The following is a 13514-nucleotide window of genomic DNA, read 5'->3' as shown; positions in this document are numbered from 1 at the left end:
GGCTTAGCACCAAAGAGAGGACACAATGCAGGGTTCTGTGACAGAGTTTCTAAAACCGCGCCTGGTTGATATCGAGCAAGTCAGTTCGACGCACGCCAAGGTGACCCTTGAGCCATTAGAGCGAGGCTTCGGCCATACTCTTGGTAACGCACTGCGCCGTATTCTGCTTTCGTCTATGCCGGGTTGTGCGGTAACAGAGGTTGAGATTGATGGTGTACTGCATGAGTACAGCACCAAAGAAGGTGTTCAGGAAGATATCCTAGAAATACTGCTCAACCTTAAGGGGTTGGCGGTAAAAGTTCATGGTAAAGATGAAGTTATTCTTACTTTGAGCAAATCTGGCATTGGCCCTGTTATTGCAGCCGATATCATCCATGACGGTGATGTCGAAATCGTCAAGCCGCAGCACGTTATCTGCCACCTTACAGACGAAAACGCATCTATTAATATGCGTATCAAAGTTCAGCGTGGTCGTGGTTATGTGCCGGCTTCTGCCCGAATTCATTCGGAAGAAGATGAGCGCCCTATCGGTCGCCTTTTAGTAGACGCGTGCTATAGCCCAGTTGAGCGTATTGCTTATAATGTGGAAGCAGCTCGTGTTGAACAGCGTACCGACTTGGATAAGCTGGTAATCGAGATGGAAACTAACGGTACTATCGATCCAGAAGAGTCGATTCGCCGTGCAGCGACTATCCTGGCTGAACAGCTTGAAGCTTTTGTTGACTTACGTGATGTTCGTCAACCAGAAGTTAAAGAAGAGAAGCCAGAATTCGATCCTATCTTACTGCGCCCAGTAGACGATCTTGAATTGACTGTCCGCTCTGCTAACTGTCTGAAGGCAGAAGCAATCCACTACATCGGTGATCTGGTACAGCGTACTGAAGTTGAATTACTTAAGACGCCTAACCTTGGTAAGAAATCTCTTACTGAGATTAAAGACGTACTGGCGTCGCGTGGTCTATCTCTAGGTATGCGCCTTGAGAATTGGCCACCTGCAAGTATCGCTGATGAATAAGATCACAGGTTAAGGTTTTACTGAGAAGGATAAGGTCATGCGCCATCGTAAGAGTGGTCGTCAATTGAACCGCAACAGCAGCCATCGTCAGGCTATGTTTCGTAACATGGCAGGTTCTTTAGTTCGTCATGAGATAATCAAGACAACTTTGCCTAAAGCGAAAGAACTGCGTCGCGTCGTTGAGCCGCTGATTACTCTTGCCAAGACCGACAGCGTAGCTAATCGTCGTCTGGCATTCGCCCGTACTCGTGATAACGAAGTCGTGGCAAAACTGTTTACAGTATTAGGTCCGCGTTTTGCGAGCCGTGCAGGTGGTTACACTCGTATTCTGAAGTGTGGCTTCCGTGCTGGTGACAACGCTCCAATGGCTTACATTGAGCTTGTTGACCGTGCTGATTCTGAAACAGAAGCAGCAGCTGAATAATTTAATTATTTAGTGAAGCGAATAAAAAGACCGGATTTTTAATCCGGTTTTTTTATACCTGTTAAAAAACTATTTGTAAGTATACTACGCTCTCTCTTTTTTATTTTTTGCATACCTCTTTATTTTCTTTTGTGTTGCATCATATTTATTTTCTGCTATGTCACCATACTGTTATTGCGTATTATAAGCTTCGTACTATTTTTCAATTCTGTTCTTTTGGTTATTTGCTATGCTTATTCATAATTAACAATGGAGGATGATCCATGTACCGTATTGGACAAGTTGCAAAACTTGCGAATGTAACAACAGATACAATCCGGTTTTATGAAAAACAAGGGTTGATGGATCATGATAGACGTACAGAAGGGGGTTATCGCCTCTATACAGAAAAAGATCTACAGCGATTACGTTTTATCCGCTATGCGAAAGAGCTTGGTTTTACATTGGATGCTATTACTGAACTCCTTTCGATTCGTGTTGATCCTGCTCATCACACTTGTATCGAGTCGAAGCATATCGTTGATGCAAGACTTGAAGAAGTTGAATTGCGTTTAAAAGAGATGGAAAAAATGCGCGATTCATTAAAAATGTTAAGTAATGCGTGTTGTGGTAGTGCTCATGAGAGTACTTATTGCTCAATTCTAGAAATACTTGAATCCGGAGCAACAAAGCAATAATATCATTACCGAATTTTGTTTTATGTTCTTTAACAATTTAAGAGGTTTGTTATGTCTAACAAATATCAACACCAAAAAGGTGTTATTAAAGAGAATGCTTTAGCTGCATTGGTTCACGATCCATTATTTAGGCAGCGCGTAGAAAAAAACAAGAAAGGAAAAGGTAGTTTTGTGAGAAAAGAAAAACATAACAAAAAGGGTAACTGGGAGGCCAGTGATAACAAAAGATTTTTTCAATTGTTATCACTGGCCTTTTAGTTTTTATTTCTGCTGGTTTTTTAATAAATCGCGGATCTCTGTTAATAGTGTTTCTTCTGCAGATGGGGCTGGCGGTGCTTTCGGAGCTTCTTCTGCTTGGCGGCGTGTTTTATTAATTAATTTAATCGCGCAGAAAATAGCAAATGCAACAATAGCGAAGTCAAAAACAGTTTGAATAAACATACCGTAATTTAGTACAACGGCAGGCATATCTCCACTTGCCTCTCTTAGTACAAGACTAAACTGCTTAAAATCAATACCGCCAATTAATAATCCCAATGGTGGCATGATAATATCAGCTACCAGTGATGAAACAATCTTACCGAAAGCTGCACCAATGATGACACCGACAGCCATGTCAACTACGTTACCTTTCATTGCAAATTCACGAAACTCTTTGAAAAAAGCCATAACCACCCCTTATTTGTGTAAGTGTAGATTTATTATGTAAAAATATAGTATCTAACATGATAATAATAGACCATTATAAGTAACAATCACTATTATTCTTATTTCTACGTCATCTCTATAAGAAAAATGGACTAGGTTGGAAAAGCTTTTCAACTTCAGGAACATATTTTTTATCTGTGATAAACATAATCACGTGATCGCCTTGTTCGATAGAGTGGCTTGCATTTGCAATAATAACATCTTCATTTCTAACAATTGCCCCGATAATGGTTCCTGGCGGCAGTTTGATATCTTGTATACGACGACCAACGACTTTTGATGTATTTTCATCACCGTGAGCCACAGCTTCAATTGCTTCAGCAACACCGCGACGTAATGAGGAAACACTGACGATATCCGCTTTACGAACATGACCTAAAAGTGCAGAAATAGTTGCTTGCTGTGGTGAAATTGCAATATCAATAACGCCACCTTGAACTAAATCAACATACGCACTGCGCTGAATGAGGACCATTGCTTTTTTTGCCCCCATTCTTTTTGCTAACATAGCAGACATAATGTTAGCTTCATCATCATTAGTCAGCGCGATAAAGACATCGATTTGTTCTATATGTTCTTCTGCAAGAAGCTCTTGGTCTGATGCATCACCATAAAAAACAATTGTGTCATGAAGAAGTTCTGCTAATTCAGTTGCACGTTGTTGATTATGTTCAATAAGTTTGACGCTATAATCTTTTTCTAATCTAGCAGCTAAACCAGCACCTACATTACCGCCACCCACAATCATAATGCGTTTATATGGTTTTTCTAATCGTTGTAATTCACTCATTACAGCACGAATATGCTGAGATGCGACAACAAAAAAGACCTCATCTCCAGCTTCTATGATAGTGGAGCCTTGAGGCCGAATAGGTCTATCTTGACGAAAAATTGCAGCAACACGTGTATCAATATGTGGCATATGATCTCTTAATGTTGACAAAGCATTACCCACAAGAGAACCACCATAATAGGCTTTTACCGCAACGATACTGACTTGGCCTTCTGCGAAATTAACCACTTGTAATGCGCCAGGATATTGAATAAGTTTATAAATATAATCAATAACTAAATGTTCTGGTGATATTAAATAATCAATGGGAATAGCTTCAGGAAGAAATAGTTTATCTGCTTCACGAACAAACTCTGAAGCACGTATACGTGCAACTTTATTTGGCGTATTAAACAAGGTATAAGCAACTTGGCACGCAATCATGTTCGTTTCGTCAGAATTAGTGACAGCAACTAACATATCAGCATCTTCAGCACCAGCTTCTCTTAAGATCCTTGGATGAGAGCCATGTCCATTGACTACTCGTAAATCGAATTTATCTTGAAGTTGACGTAAACGATCAGCATTAGTATCAACGACAGTAATATCATTATTCTCCCCGACAAGATTTTCAGCGAGAGTACCACCGACTTGACCAGCGCCTAAGATAATAATTTTCATCGTAATTTCTCAGAGTATTCGATTAACAAATAGAAAAGAAACGCAAGATCTTGATGATCTTGCGTTGAAATAGTAGCGTTTTTTGGATCCGATAGCATCTTTTATCACGGGATCATATTTTTTTTATCAATGCATAAAAGAAACCATCGCCACCTTTTTCTTCAGGTAAACACTGATGTTGATAGTGACATTGTGCATCTTTAGTTGATGTTAAAAATGCTTTAACTTGTTGTATGTTCTCTTCTGGAAGAATAGAACATGTTGCATAAACTAATGTGCCACCAGATTTTAAGTATGGCCAAATAGCATGAAGAATTTCTTTTTGAATTTGAGCTAATTGATCAATATCATCATTACGACGAAGCCACTTAATGTCAGGATGACGACGGATAACACCGGTTGCTGAACATGGCGCATCAAGTAGAATGCGATCAAATAGCATACCTGAACACCATTGTTCGGGATAACGGCCATCACCACTTTTGACGACAGCATTAAGTTTCAAACGAGTAAGGTTTTCTTGTACACGTTTCAGACGTTGCTCATCTATGTCTATTGCTAATACTTTAGCTTGAGGGGCTATCTCTAAAATATGTGTTGTTTTGCCCCCAGGTGCTGCACATAAATCGAGAATTTGTTCTTTATTTTTTGGTGCTAATAATTCAGCGCAACGTTGAGCAGAACGATCTTGAATTGTTACCCAACCATCTGCAAATCCGGGAAGAAGGTTAACGTTACATGGATTTTCTAAACGGATAGCAAAAGGATGGCTATCATCAGCAATGGCTGAAATCTCATTATCTGCCAATAATGCCAAATATTCTTCTCGTGAATGGTGTTGTTGATTAACACGTAACCACATAGGTGGTTTTTTGTTGTTGCCTTCAACAATACTCATCCATTGTTCAGGGTAAGCGTGCTTGATGCGGGCAAGTAACCATGATGGATGAAGAAAATGGCTTTCACTATTTTGAAAACGTTCATTAAGGATATCTTGTTGACGTTGAAACTGACGTAACACACCGTTAATTAATCCTTTTAACTGTGGTTTTTTTAGTGCAACGGCACCATCTACTGTTTCTGCAAGAGCTGCATGGGCAGGAATACGCGTATAAAGAAGCTGATATAAACCCACCATAATGAGGTAATGTAAAATGCGTTGTTTACCTTTTAATGGCTTATCCATGAGTTGCTGAATAATCCATTCTAATTGTGGCAATGTGCGTAATACACCAAAGCAAATTTCTTGTAATAAAGCTTTATCTTTATCTGAAATATTTTTTTGAAGTTCTGGTATGACAGTGCTTAGAGATAAGCCTTGATCTAATACCTGATTGATTGCTTTTGCTGCAATGCTACGTAAGTTGTATGACGTTTTCATAATGAGTCAACGTTTAATATTGAGCGCCAGAGAAGTGTTACATTGGCGTGAAAAAAGGAAACCCTGATAAGGATAAGTATCAGGGTTTAGAATTATTATTGAATGATTTTCCCAGGCGTGAACCAATCTCGCTTGGAGTTTAGGAAATCAGCAGAAGCCATAGGCTTTTTACCTGAAGGCTGTAATTCAGTGATATTTAGAATGCCGTTACCTGTCGCAATATAAATACCTGTTTTATCTGCTTTTAATAAAGTTCCTACCGGTTGATTTGTATCATCTGCAATAACGTGTGCTTTCCATACTTTTACCGGCTGTTCGTCTAGCATGAAGAAGCTCATTGGCCATGGATTGAAGGCTCTTATACAGCGCTCAATTTGCTCTGCCGATAATGACCAATCAATTTTTGCTTCTTCTTTAGATAATTTTTGGGCGTAATTCGCTAAACTATCATCTTGTTTTTCAGCTTTTATTTTACCTGATGTAAGCAGATCGAGTGTCGTCGTTAGAGCTTTAGGGCCTAGTTCTGCCAGTTTTTCATAAAGTGACGCACTGGTGTCTTCATTTGTAATTGGGCATGATGCTTTATACAACATATCACCTGTATCTAAACCAACATCCATCTGCATAATTGTGACACCCGTTTCTTTATCTCCTGCCCATAAAGAGCGTTGAATCGGTGCGGCGCCACGCCATTTAGGAAGGAGAGAACCATGTACATTTAGACAACCTAAACGAGGGATTTCAAGCACGGCTTTAGGTAAGATCATCCCATAAGCCACAACAATCATAATGTCGGCTTGTTGTTCTATAATCCATTCATGGTTCTCTTCTGGCTTTAAAGAGGCAGGTTGATAAACAGGAATATCATGAGTTAAAGCTAGTGCTTTAACTGGGCTAATAGTCAGTTTCTTACCTCTTCCTGCGGGTTTATCTGGAGGAGTCATTACTCCCACCACACGATGTTGGGTTGATAACAATGCGGCTAAATGTCGAGCCGCAAAATCGGGTGTTCCCGCAAAAATAATACGTAATGAATCAGACACGTTTTCTTCCTGTTTCAATTTAACTGTTACTGTCCTGCTTTAGCTCTTTTTTTATCTAGCTTATCGAGTTTCTCAACTTTTTGACGGATACGTTGGCGTTTTAATGGAGATAAATAATCTACAAACAGTTTACCAACTAAATGGTCCATTTCATGTTGAATACAGATAGCCAATAAGTCATCAGCTTCTAATTCAAAAGGCTGGCCATTGTAATCAAGTGCTTTTACTTTTACGTGCTCAGCACGAGGAATAAAAGCACGTTGTTCTGGGATAGATAAACAGCCTTCTTCGATACCTGTATCACCTTCAGCATCAAGAAGTTCTGGGTTTATTAATACCAGTCTTTGGTCTCTTGTTTCGGAGACATCAATGACGATAATGCGCTGGTGGATATCCACTTGTGTTGCTGCTAAGCCAATACCTTCTTCTAAATACATCGTTTCAAACATATCATCGACAATTTTTTGAATTTCGGCATCAACTTTTTCGACTGGCTTTGCAATCGTGCGAAGGCGCTCGTCTGGATAATGTAATACGTGTAACACTGCCATAATTTATTCGGACTGTTTCTAAAATGTGAATAGGATTTAACGTCTATTCTAGACATTTATTATCTAGATTGACAGTATTTGGTGTGTTTAGCACTCATCCTGTTTGCTAAAAATAACATTAGGATAATGCATGGATGTCAGAGAAATATGGATAAGACTTAATGCTATTTCAAGATTACCGACTAATAAAGCCATTCAAATTGCAAAATATTTACAATCTGTCACACAACTCACTTATAGACAATTAAAAAGTTGTGGCTTGTCAGAACAGCAAAGTCATCAATTTTTAAGACTTCATGCAGATGCTGTCAATAATACATTAAAGTGGTTAGATAAAAATGAATCATCATTATTAACGATTACGGATTCAGATTATCCACCTTTATTAAAGCAAATTTCATCACCACCACTTTTGCTTTTTGTTGCAGGAAATCGAAAACATTTAATCAGCACACAAATTGCATTAATAGGTAGCCGAAATGCAACAGCATATGGTACTAAATGGGCGACTTACTTTGCACAAGAACTGGTAAAGAACCAATTCACTATTACGAGTGGGCTAGCTCAAGGTATTGATGGAATAGGGCATCGAAGTGCACTAAATAATAAAGGTGTCACTATTGCCGTACTTGGAAGTGGTTTAGAGCATATTTATCCTTCGTTCCATCGTACTCTTGCAACACAAATAAAAGAGTCTGGTCTTCTAATTTCTGAACATTTACCCATGACTCCTCCTTTAGCGCGTTATTTTCCTCAGCGTAATCGAATTATTAGTGGGTTAAGTGCTACATTGCTTATTATTGAAGCAGGAATTAAAAGTGGCTCTTTGATTACAGCTAACTATGCATTGCAGCAGGGTAAGGAATTGTTTGTTTTACCAGGGCTATTAGGCGATCTTCATTTTGAAGGTAATCATCAACTTATTAAGCAAGGTGCAAATTTAGCATCTTCACCAGATGATATTTTAGAATATTTAAATAGTTCTTTGCAGTGGCTTACTTGCGAATATGAATCGCCGCAAGAACAGATAGATGAAAAACTTATACAGCTCTCTGATAATAAAAAAAAGGATATCCAAAGGGAGCAACTTACGCCAAATCAACAATTAGCGATTGATATGATATTACCTTTCGTACGTTTTAATGAAATAGTACCTATTGATATAATTGCTCATGATAGTGGATTATCAACATCTGAATTAGCTCCTCTTTTATTAGAACTTGAGCTTATAGAAAAAGTCGTTATTGTGGCTGGTGGCTATACTCGATTGGAATAAGTGTATGAGGTAAAATAATGGTAAAAAATATGCCGTTTACACAGCAACCTGAACAGGACAAATGCCCTGAATGTGGCAGTGAGTTGGTCATGAAAAATGGTGGTCATGGCCCTTTTTTAGGATGTTCTGCTTATCCTAAATGTCACTATATAAAAACATTAAAATCGCAAGGTGATGGTCAAATTATAAAAATTCTAGAAGGGCAACCTTGTCAATGCTGTGGTGCTGATTTAGTGTTGCGTCAGGGTAAATTTGGCATGTTTATTGGTTGCAGTAATTACCCAGAGTGTGAACACATAGAACAAATAGATAAACCTGATGAAACCATTATTCCTTGTCCTCAATGTGGAAAGGGGAAATTGTTACAACGCAAGTCTCGGTTTGGTAAAACATTCTATGCTTGTAACCGATATCCAGAATGTCAATTTGTGTTAAATAATAAACCTGTTAATGGTGAGTGTGAGTATTGTCATTATTTATTATTAATGGAAAAAAGGTCTTCTCAGGGAGTAAGATTAGTGTGCGCCAGCAAATTATGTGGGAAGCCGCAAACAAAAAGAGAAGAACATGAATAACGAAGCATCACCTGTAAATAATACTATTATAGAAGCACTACATAACAATAAAGTTATCGCATATCCAACAGAAGCTGTATTCGGGGTTGGTTGTGATCCTGATAATGAACATGCTGTTATGGCACTATTAGCACTAAAGCAACGCTCAATCGAAAAAGGATTAATTTTAATTGCTGACAATTATGAGCAATTAAAACCTTACATTGATGATAGTGCATTAACACCTACTCAACGAGACAGAATGTTTGCATCTTGGCCAGGGCCGGTTACATGGGTCATTCCCGCCAAGTCGACAACACCAAAGTGGTTAACTGGGAGGTTTTCTTCTTTGGCAGTGAGAGTGACAGATCATGCCATTGTTAAAGAGCTCTGTTTGGCTTATGGAAAACCTTTAGTGTCAACTAGTGCTAACTTAAGTGGATTGCCACCATGTCGTACAGTTGAAGAAGTAAGAGAACAATTTCAGGACATCATTCCTATTGTTGAAGGGGATGTTGGTGGTCGGCAAAATCCTTCTGAAATTCGAGATGTGTTAACGGGTGAATTATATCGACAAGGGTGATTGTAATGGAAAAATATTTAGTGATGGGAAATCCTATCGAACATAGCCAATCACCTTTTATTCATCAGTTTTTTTCAAAACAAACAGGAATAGAGTATGGCTATGGGCGTTTACTTGTTCCTTTGAATGAATTTGATAAAACAGCCTCTCGTTTTTTTGCGAATGGAGGACGAGGTGCTAATGTTACAGTTCCTTTTAAAGAAGAAGCCTTTCGTTTTGTAGATAAATTGACAGATAGAGCAAAGGGATGTGGTGCAGTTAACTCTATTGTTAAACTGGAAGATGGTTCACTTCTTGGTGATAATACAGACGGGCAAGGGCTTATTTTGGATCTAGCCAGGCTTGATTTTATTGTGCCTGGCAAAGTTGGGTCCGTTTTAGTGATTGGTGCTGGTGGTGCAACGAGAGGAATATTGCTTCCATTACTTGATTATGATTGCGATATTACCTTGACTAATCGTACATTCACTAAAGCTGAGCAACTGGTAAAAGAATTTAACCAATTTGGGACGATTAGAGCGATTGCTCCTAAAGATGTTGCTGATAGACATTATGATTTAATCATAAATGCATCTGCATCTAGTATGACTAATGACTTACCGCCTATTCCTAATGATGTATATGGCTTTGAAACCGCTTGTTATGATCTTTATTATCAAGCAGGCATGACATCATTTCTATACAACGCATTAAAACATGGAAGTACACGTTTATCTGATGGATTAGGCATGCTTGTCGGGCAAGCTGCCTATGCATTTGAACTATGGTATGAGCGTGTGCCAGATATTAACCCTGTCTTAACTGTTTTGAGAGAAAAATTGAATCAATGAACCAGTCTATTCAATTCCCAGAGCGTGAAACATGGTTAGCTGAGACTCATTGTGTTCTTTTTCCTGTTATGATCAATGGAATGCTTTTTAATTGTCAAATTACGGAGCAAGAGCTTATTGAGCGTTTTGGTATTGGAGACGGAATATTATTATTTAAACAAAATCGTTGGGACATTGAAGAAGAATTTGAAGAGCTGGTCACTGAGTATGAGTTATCAACTCTTCACCCTATTTATTCTTTATCAATGGCTGATTGATGAGTATCTAAATAATTATTTTTCCACTCAACATAATTATTAGCAGAATAGATAAAGTGTTCTATCTCTTCTGATGAGAGTGGGCGAATTTTTTTAGCAGGACTTCCTAAGTAAAGAAAACCACTCTCAAGTCGTTTTCCTGGTGGAACTAAACTGCCAGCGCCAATCATGACATTGTCTTCAATAATTGCACCATCAAGTAAAATAGATCCCATTCCAACTAGTACACGATTACCTATTGTGCATCCATGTAACATTGCTTTATGTCCGACAGTGACATTATCACCAATAATAAGAGGAAAACCTTCAGGATCATTGTGGGAGATATGAGTTACATGAAGAACGGAACCATCTTGGATGTTTGACCTTTCTCCAATACTGACGTAATTCACATCGCCACGAATAACCACCATTGGCCAGATACTGACATCTTTGCTAATACGCACATCACCAATGACAGTTGCTGTTTCGTCGATAAAAACATCTTTATCAATAGAAGGTGAAAGGTTTAAATAGTTCCTGATTGTTGATTTCCCCATAATTTAACCTCGTACTTGATTTTACTTTATAAAATTAAGAAAAGCATAGCAGTGGATGGGGGGCGTTGACGAGAAAATGATCTTTTCTATGCGTTACTATAAATATTGAAAATCTGCTAATAAAGCGGAAACAGAGCAATAAAACATGATTAATAGAATATACCGAATAGACAATAAAAAGATAAGGTGTATATTTTTTGTACGCAAAAGGTGTTTTTAGTATCAAAAATAGACGCAAAGTTCAAAAAGAGAACGAACAGAAAAAAAAATGAAATAAACACTTGCGCTAATCCGAGATCTCCCTATAATGCGCATCCACTGACCGACGATGAGCTGACAACAGCCACGAAGGACAGCGAAGAGAAAAGAAAAAAGTTTGAAAAAACTCTTGACTCTTCAGAGGAATAACGTAATATACGCCTCCTCGCAACAATGCAGAAGACCGGAAACGGCAGCGAATGTTGCACTGCTCTTTAACAAATTATCAGACAATCTGTGTGGGCACTCGCAGAGACGATATCTTCTAAAATATTAGATGTATCAAGTCTTGAAGAGTGAACAACAAAAGTAAATTCATTTATGAATAGCTAAGTTTTCGATTTCTTTGAGCATCAAACACTTTTAATTGAAGAGTTTGATCATGGCTCAGATTGAACGCTGGCGGCAGGCCTAACACATGCAAGTCGAGCGGTAACAGAAGAAAGCTTGCTTTCTTGCTGACGAGCGGCGGACGGGTGAGTAATGTATGGGGATCTGCCCGATAGAGGGGGATAACTACTGGAAACGGTGGCTAATACCGCATGACGTCTACGGACCAAAGCAGGGGCTCTTCGGACCTTGCGCTATCGGATGAACCCATATGGGATTAGCTAGTAGGTGAGGTAATGGCTCACCTAGGCGACGATCTCTAGCTGGTCTGAGAGGATGATCAGCCACACTGGGACTGAGACACGGCCCAGACTCCTACGGGAGGCAGCAGTGGGGAATATTGCACAATGGGCGCAAGCCTGATGCAGCCATGCCGCGTGTATGAAGAAGGCCTTAGGGTTGTAAAGTACTTTCAGCGGGGAGGAAGGTGATAAAGTTAATACCTTTATCAATTGACGTTACCCGCAGAAGAAGCACCGGCTAACTCCGTGCCAGCAGCCGCGGTAATACGGAGGGTGCAAGCGTTAATCGGAATTACTGGGCGTAAAGCGCACGCAGGCGGTCAATTAAGTCAGATGTGAAAGCCCCGAGCTTAACTTGGGAATTGCATCTGAAACTGGTTGGCTAGAGTCTTGTAGAGGGGGGTAGAATTCCACGTGTAGCGGTGAAATGCGTAGAGATGTGGAGGAATACCGGTGGCGAAGGCGGCCCCCTGGACAAAGACTGACGCTCAGGTGCGAAAGCGTGGGGAGCAAACAGGATTAGATACCCTGGTAGTCCACGCTGTAAACGATGTCGATTTAGAGGTTGTGGTCTTGAACCGTGGCTTCTGGAGCTAACGCGTTAAATCGACCGCCTGGGGAGTACGGCCGCAAGGTTAAAACTCAAATGAATTGACGGGGGCCCGCACAAGCGGTGGAGCATGTGGTTTAATTCGATGCAACGCGAAGAACCTTACCTACTCTTGACATCCAGCGAATCCTTTAGAGATAGAGGAGTGCCTTCGGGAACGCTGAGACAGGTGCTGCATGGCTGTCGTCAGCTCGTGTTGTGAAATGTTGGGTTAAGTCCCGCAACGAGCGCAACCCTTATCCTTTGTTGCCAGCGCGTAATGGCGGGAACTCAAAGGAGACTGCCGGTGATAAACCGGAGGAAGGTGGGGATGACGTCAAGTCATCATGGCCCTTACGAGTAGGGCTACACACGTGCTACAATGGCAGATACAAAGAGAAGCGACCTCGCGAGAGCAAGCGGAACTCATAAAGTCTGTCGTAGTCCGGATTGGAGTCTGCAACTCGACTCCATGAAGTCGGAATCGCTAGTAATCGTAGATCAGAATGCTACGGTGAATACGTTCCCGGGCCTTGTACACACCGCCCGTCACACCATGGGAGTGGGTTGCAAAAGAAGTAGGTAGCTTAACCTTCGGGAGGGCGCTTACCACTTTGTGATTCATGACTGGGGTGAAGTCGTAACAAGGTAACCGTAGGGGAACCTGCGGTTGGATCACCTCCTTACCTAAGAGATACGTGTTATGTGCAGTGCTCACACAGATTGTCTGATGAAGAACGAGCA

15 protein-coding genes and 1 rRNA gene are annotated in these 13514 nt (G+C 40.1%); 10 read left to right on the top strand and 6 right to left on the bottom strand.

What is annotated here, in order from left to right; genetic code table 11:
* Nucleotides 1-25: 25 nt before the first annotated feature.
* The 4 genes from GWJ05_RS02385 (at nucleotide 26) to GWJ05_RS02370 (ending at nucleotide 2374) form a co-directional block, all read left to right on the top strand.
* Complete coding sequence (locus GWJ05_RS02385) at nucleotides 26-1015, top strand: DNA-directed RNA polymerase subunit alpha (RefSeq protein ID WP_006535513.1); 990 nt, start codon at nucleotides 26-28, stop codon at nucleotides 1013-1015.
* Between the two features lie 37 nt (nucleotides 1016-1052).
* Complete coding sequence (gene rplQ / locus GWJ05_RS02380; RefSeq protein WP_004246940.1) at nucleotides 1053-1439, top strand: 50S ribosomal protein L17; 387 nt, start codon at nucleotides 1053-1055, stop codon at nucleotides 1437-1439.
* 263 nt (nucleotides 1440-1702) lie between these two features.
* Nucleotides 1703-2116 carry a Zn(2+)-responsive transcriptional regulator gene (gene zntR / locus GWJ05_RS02375; protein ID WP_036933211.1) on the top strand — a complete coding sequence of 138 codons (414 nt, stop codon included), beginning with the start codon at nucleotides 1703-1705 and terminating at the stop codon, nucleotides 2114-2116.
* Nucleotides 2117-2167: 51 nt separating this feature from the next.
* Nucleotides 2168-2374: an alternative ribosome-rescue factor A gene (locus GWJ05_RS02370; protein ID WP_036933207.1), complete on the top strand. Its 207-nt coding sequence runs from the start codon at nucleotides 2168-2170 to the stop codon at nucleotides 2372-2374.
* Between the two features lie 3 nt (nucleotides 2375-2377).
* Here GWJ05_RS02370 and mscL read toward each other — a convergent pair whose 3' ends face one another.
* From mscL to def, 5 genes are all read right to left on the bottom strand, one after another.
* Nucleotides 2378-2785, bottom strand: coding sequence for a large-conductance mechanosensitive channel protein MscL (gene mscL / locus GWJ05_RS02365; protein ID WP_036933205.1), 408 nt, complete (start codon nucleotides 2783-2785; stop codon nucleotides 2378-2380).
* Between the two features lie 115 nt (nucleotides 2786-2900).
* Nucleotides 2901-4277 carry a Trk system potassium transporter TrkA gene (trkA, locus tag GWJ05_RS02360; RefSeq protein WP_036933204.1) on the bottom strand — a complete coding sequence of 459 codons (1377 nt, stop codon included), beginning with the start codon at nucleotides 4275-4277 and terminating at the stop codon, nucleotides 2901-2903.
* Between the two features lie 112 nt (nucleotides 4278-4389).
* The gene (gene rsmB, locus GWJ05_RS02355; protein ID WP_115370526.1) at nucleotides 4390-5658 is read right to left on the bottom strand and encodes a 16S rRNA (cytosine(967)-C(5))-methyltransferase RsmB; all 1269 of its coding nucleotides are present in this window, start codon (nucleotides 5656-5658) and stop codon (nucleotides 4390-4392) included.
* 95 nt (nucleotides 5659-5753) lie between these two features.
* On the bottom strand, nucleotides 5754-6701 hold the full coding sequence (fmt, locus tag GWJ05_RS02350) for a methionyl-tRNA formyltransferase (RefSeq protein ID WP_036933201.1): 948 nt from the start codon (nucleotides 6699-6701) through the stop codon (nucleotides 5754-5756).
* A 26-nt stretch (nucleotides 6702-6727) separates the two neighbouring features.
* Entirely contained in the window at nucleotides 6728-7252 is a 525-nt protein-coding gene (def, locus tag GWJ05_RS02345) for a peptide deformylase (protein ID WP_036933199.1), read from the bottom strand.
* A 130-nt stretch (nucleotides 7253-7382) separates the two neighbouring features.
* Between def and dprA the strand changes: the two genes are divergently transcribed.
* From dprA to GWJ05_RS02320, 5 genes are read left to right on the top strand one after another with little or no spacing between them, the layout of a single operon-like run.
* Nucleotides 7383-8528, top strand: coding sequence for a DNA-processing protein DprA (dprA, locus tag GWJ05_RS02340; RefSeq protein ID WP_036933198.1), 1146 nt, complete (start codon nucleotides 7383-7385; stop codon nucleotides 8526-8528).
* 17 nt (nucleotides 8529-8545) lie between these two features.
* Nucleotides 8546-9103 carry a DNA topoisomerase family protein gene (locus tag GWJ05_RS02335; protein WP_036933197.1) on the top strand — a complete coding sequence of 186 codons (558 nt, stop codon included), beginning with the start codon at nucleotides 8546-8548 and terminating at the stop codon, nucleotides 9101-9103.
* A complete protein-coding gene (gene tsaC, locus GWJ05_RS02330) occupies nucleotides 9096-9665 on the top strand; it encodes an L-threonylcarbamoyladenylate synthase type 1 TsaC (protein ID WP_036933195.1) in 570 nt (189 codons plus the stop codon). The genes GWJ05_RS02335 and tsaC overlap by 8 nt, the downstream gene beginning before the upstream one ends.
* Before the next feature lie 5 nt (nucleotides 9666-9670).
* Nucleotides 9671-10495 (top strand): shikimate dehydrogenase, encoded by an 825-nt coding sequence (gene aroE, locus GWJ05_RS02325; RefSeq protein ID WP_161681034.1) that lies wholly within the window; start codon nucleotides 9671-9673, stop codon nucleotides 10493-10495.
* Nucleotides 10492-10752: a DUF1488 domain-containing protein gene (locus GWJ05_RS02320; protein ID WP_036933192.1), complete on the top strand. Its 261-nt coding sequence runs from the start codon at nucleotides 10492-10494 to the stop codon at nucleotides 10750-10752. The genes aroE and GWJ05_RS02320 overlap by 4 nt, the downstream gene beginning before the upstream one ends.
* On the opposite strand, the gene GWJ05_RS02315 is transcribed toward GWJ05_RS02320, so the two are convergent.
* Nucleotides 10728-11291, bottom strand: a complete 564-nt coding sequence (locus tag GWJ05_RS02315) for a gamma carbonic anhydrase family protein (protein WP_036933191.1) — start codon at nucleotides 11289-11291, stop codon at nucleotides 10728-10730. The genes GWJ05_RS02320 and GWJ05_RS02315 overlap by 25 nt on opposite strands.
* 622 nt (nucleotides 11292-11913) lie before the next feature.
* Between GWJ05_RS02315 and GWJ05_RS02310 the strand changes: the two genes are divergently transcribed.
* A 16S ribosomal RNA gene (locus tag GWJ05_RS02310) occupies nucleotides 11914-13456 on the top strand.
* Nucleotides 13457-13514: the final 58 nt, after the last annotated feature.

This window comes from Proteus sp. G2626, from assembly GCF_009915985.1.
Lineage (GTDB): Bacteria > Pseudomonadota > Gammaproteobacteria > Enterobacterales > Enterobacteriaceae > Proteus > Proteus vulgaris.
Note: the sequence above shows the minus strand (reverse complement) of the source record. Positions and strands in the feature narration are given on the sequence as shown.

Excerpts from the sequence above, each read along its gene's own strand:
- mscL (WP_036933205.1), bottom strand. The coding sequence starts at position 2,785 with ATGGCTTTTTTCAAAGAGTTTCGTGAATTTGCAATGAAAGGTAACGTA.
- tsaC (WP_036933195.1), top strand. The coding sequence starts at position 9,096 with ATGAATAACGAAGCATCACCTGTAAATAATACTATTATAGAAGCACTA.
- GWJ05_RS02385 (WP_006535513.1), top strand. The coding sequence starts at position 26 with ATGCAGGGTTCTGTGACAGAGTTTCTAAAACCGCGCCTGGTTGATATC.
- GWJ05_RS02315 (WP_036933191.1), bottom strand. The coding sequence starts at position 11,291 with ATGGGGAAATCAACAATCAGGAACTATTTAAACCTTTCACCTTCTATT.
- aroE (WP_161681034.1), top strand. The coding sequence starts at position 9,671 with ATGGAAAAATATTTAGTGATGGGAAATCCTATCGAACATAGCCAATCA.
- def (WP_036933199.1), bottom strand. The coding sequence starts at position 7,252 with ATGGCAGTGTTACACGTATTACATTATCCAGACGAGCGCCTTCGCACG.
- GWJ05_RS02320 (WP_036933192.1), top strand. The coding sequence starts at position 10,492 with ATGAACCAGTCTATTCAATTCCCAGAGCGTGAAACATGGTTAGCTGAG.
- zntR (WP_036933211.1), top strand. The coding sequence starts at position 1,703 with ATGTACCGTATTGGACAAGTTGCAAAACTTGCGAATGTAACAACAGAT.
- rplQ (WP_004246940.1), top strand. The coding sequence starts at position 1,053 with ATGCGCCATCGTAAGAGTGGTCGTCAATTGAACCGCAACAGCAGCCAT.
- dprA (WP_036933198.1), top strand. The coding sequence starts at position 7,383 with ATGGATGTCAGAGAAATATGGATAAGACTTAATGCTATTTCAAGATTA.
- rsmB (WP_115370526.1), bottom strand. The coding sequence starts at position 5,658 with ATGAAAACGTCATACAACTTACGTAGCATTGCAGCAAAAGCAATCAAT.
- trkA (WP_036933204.1), bottom strand. The coding sequence starts at position 4,277 with ATGAAAATTATTATCTTAGGCGCTGGTCAAGTCGGTGGTACTCTCGCT.
- GWJ05_RS02335 (WP_036933197.1), top strand. The coding sequence starts at position 8,546 with ATGGTAAAAAATATGCCGTTTACACAGCAACCTGAACAGGACAAATGC.
- GWJ05_RS02370 (WP_036933207.1), top strand. The coding sequence starts at position 2,168 with ATGTCTAACAAATATCAACACCAAAAAGGTGTTATTAAAGAGAATGCT.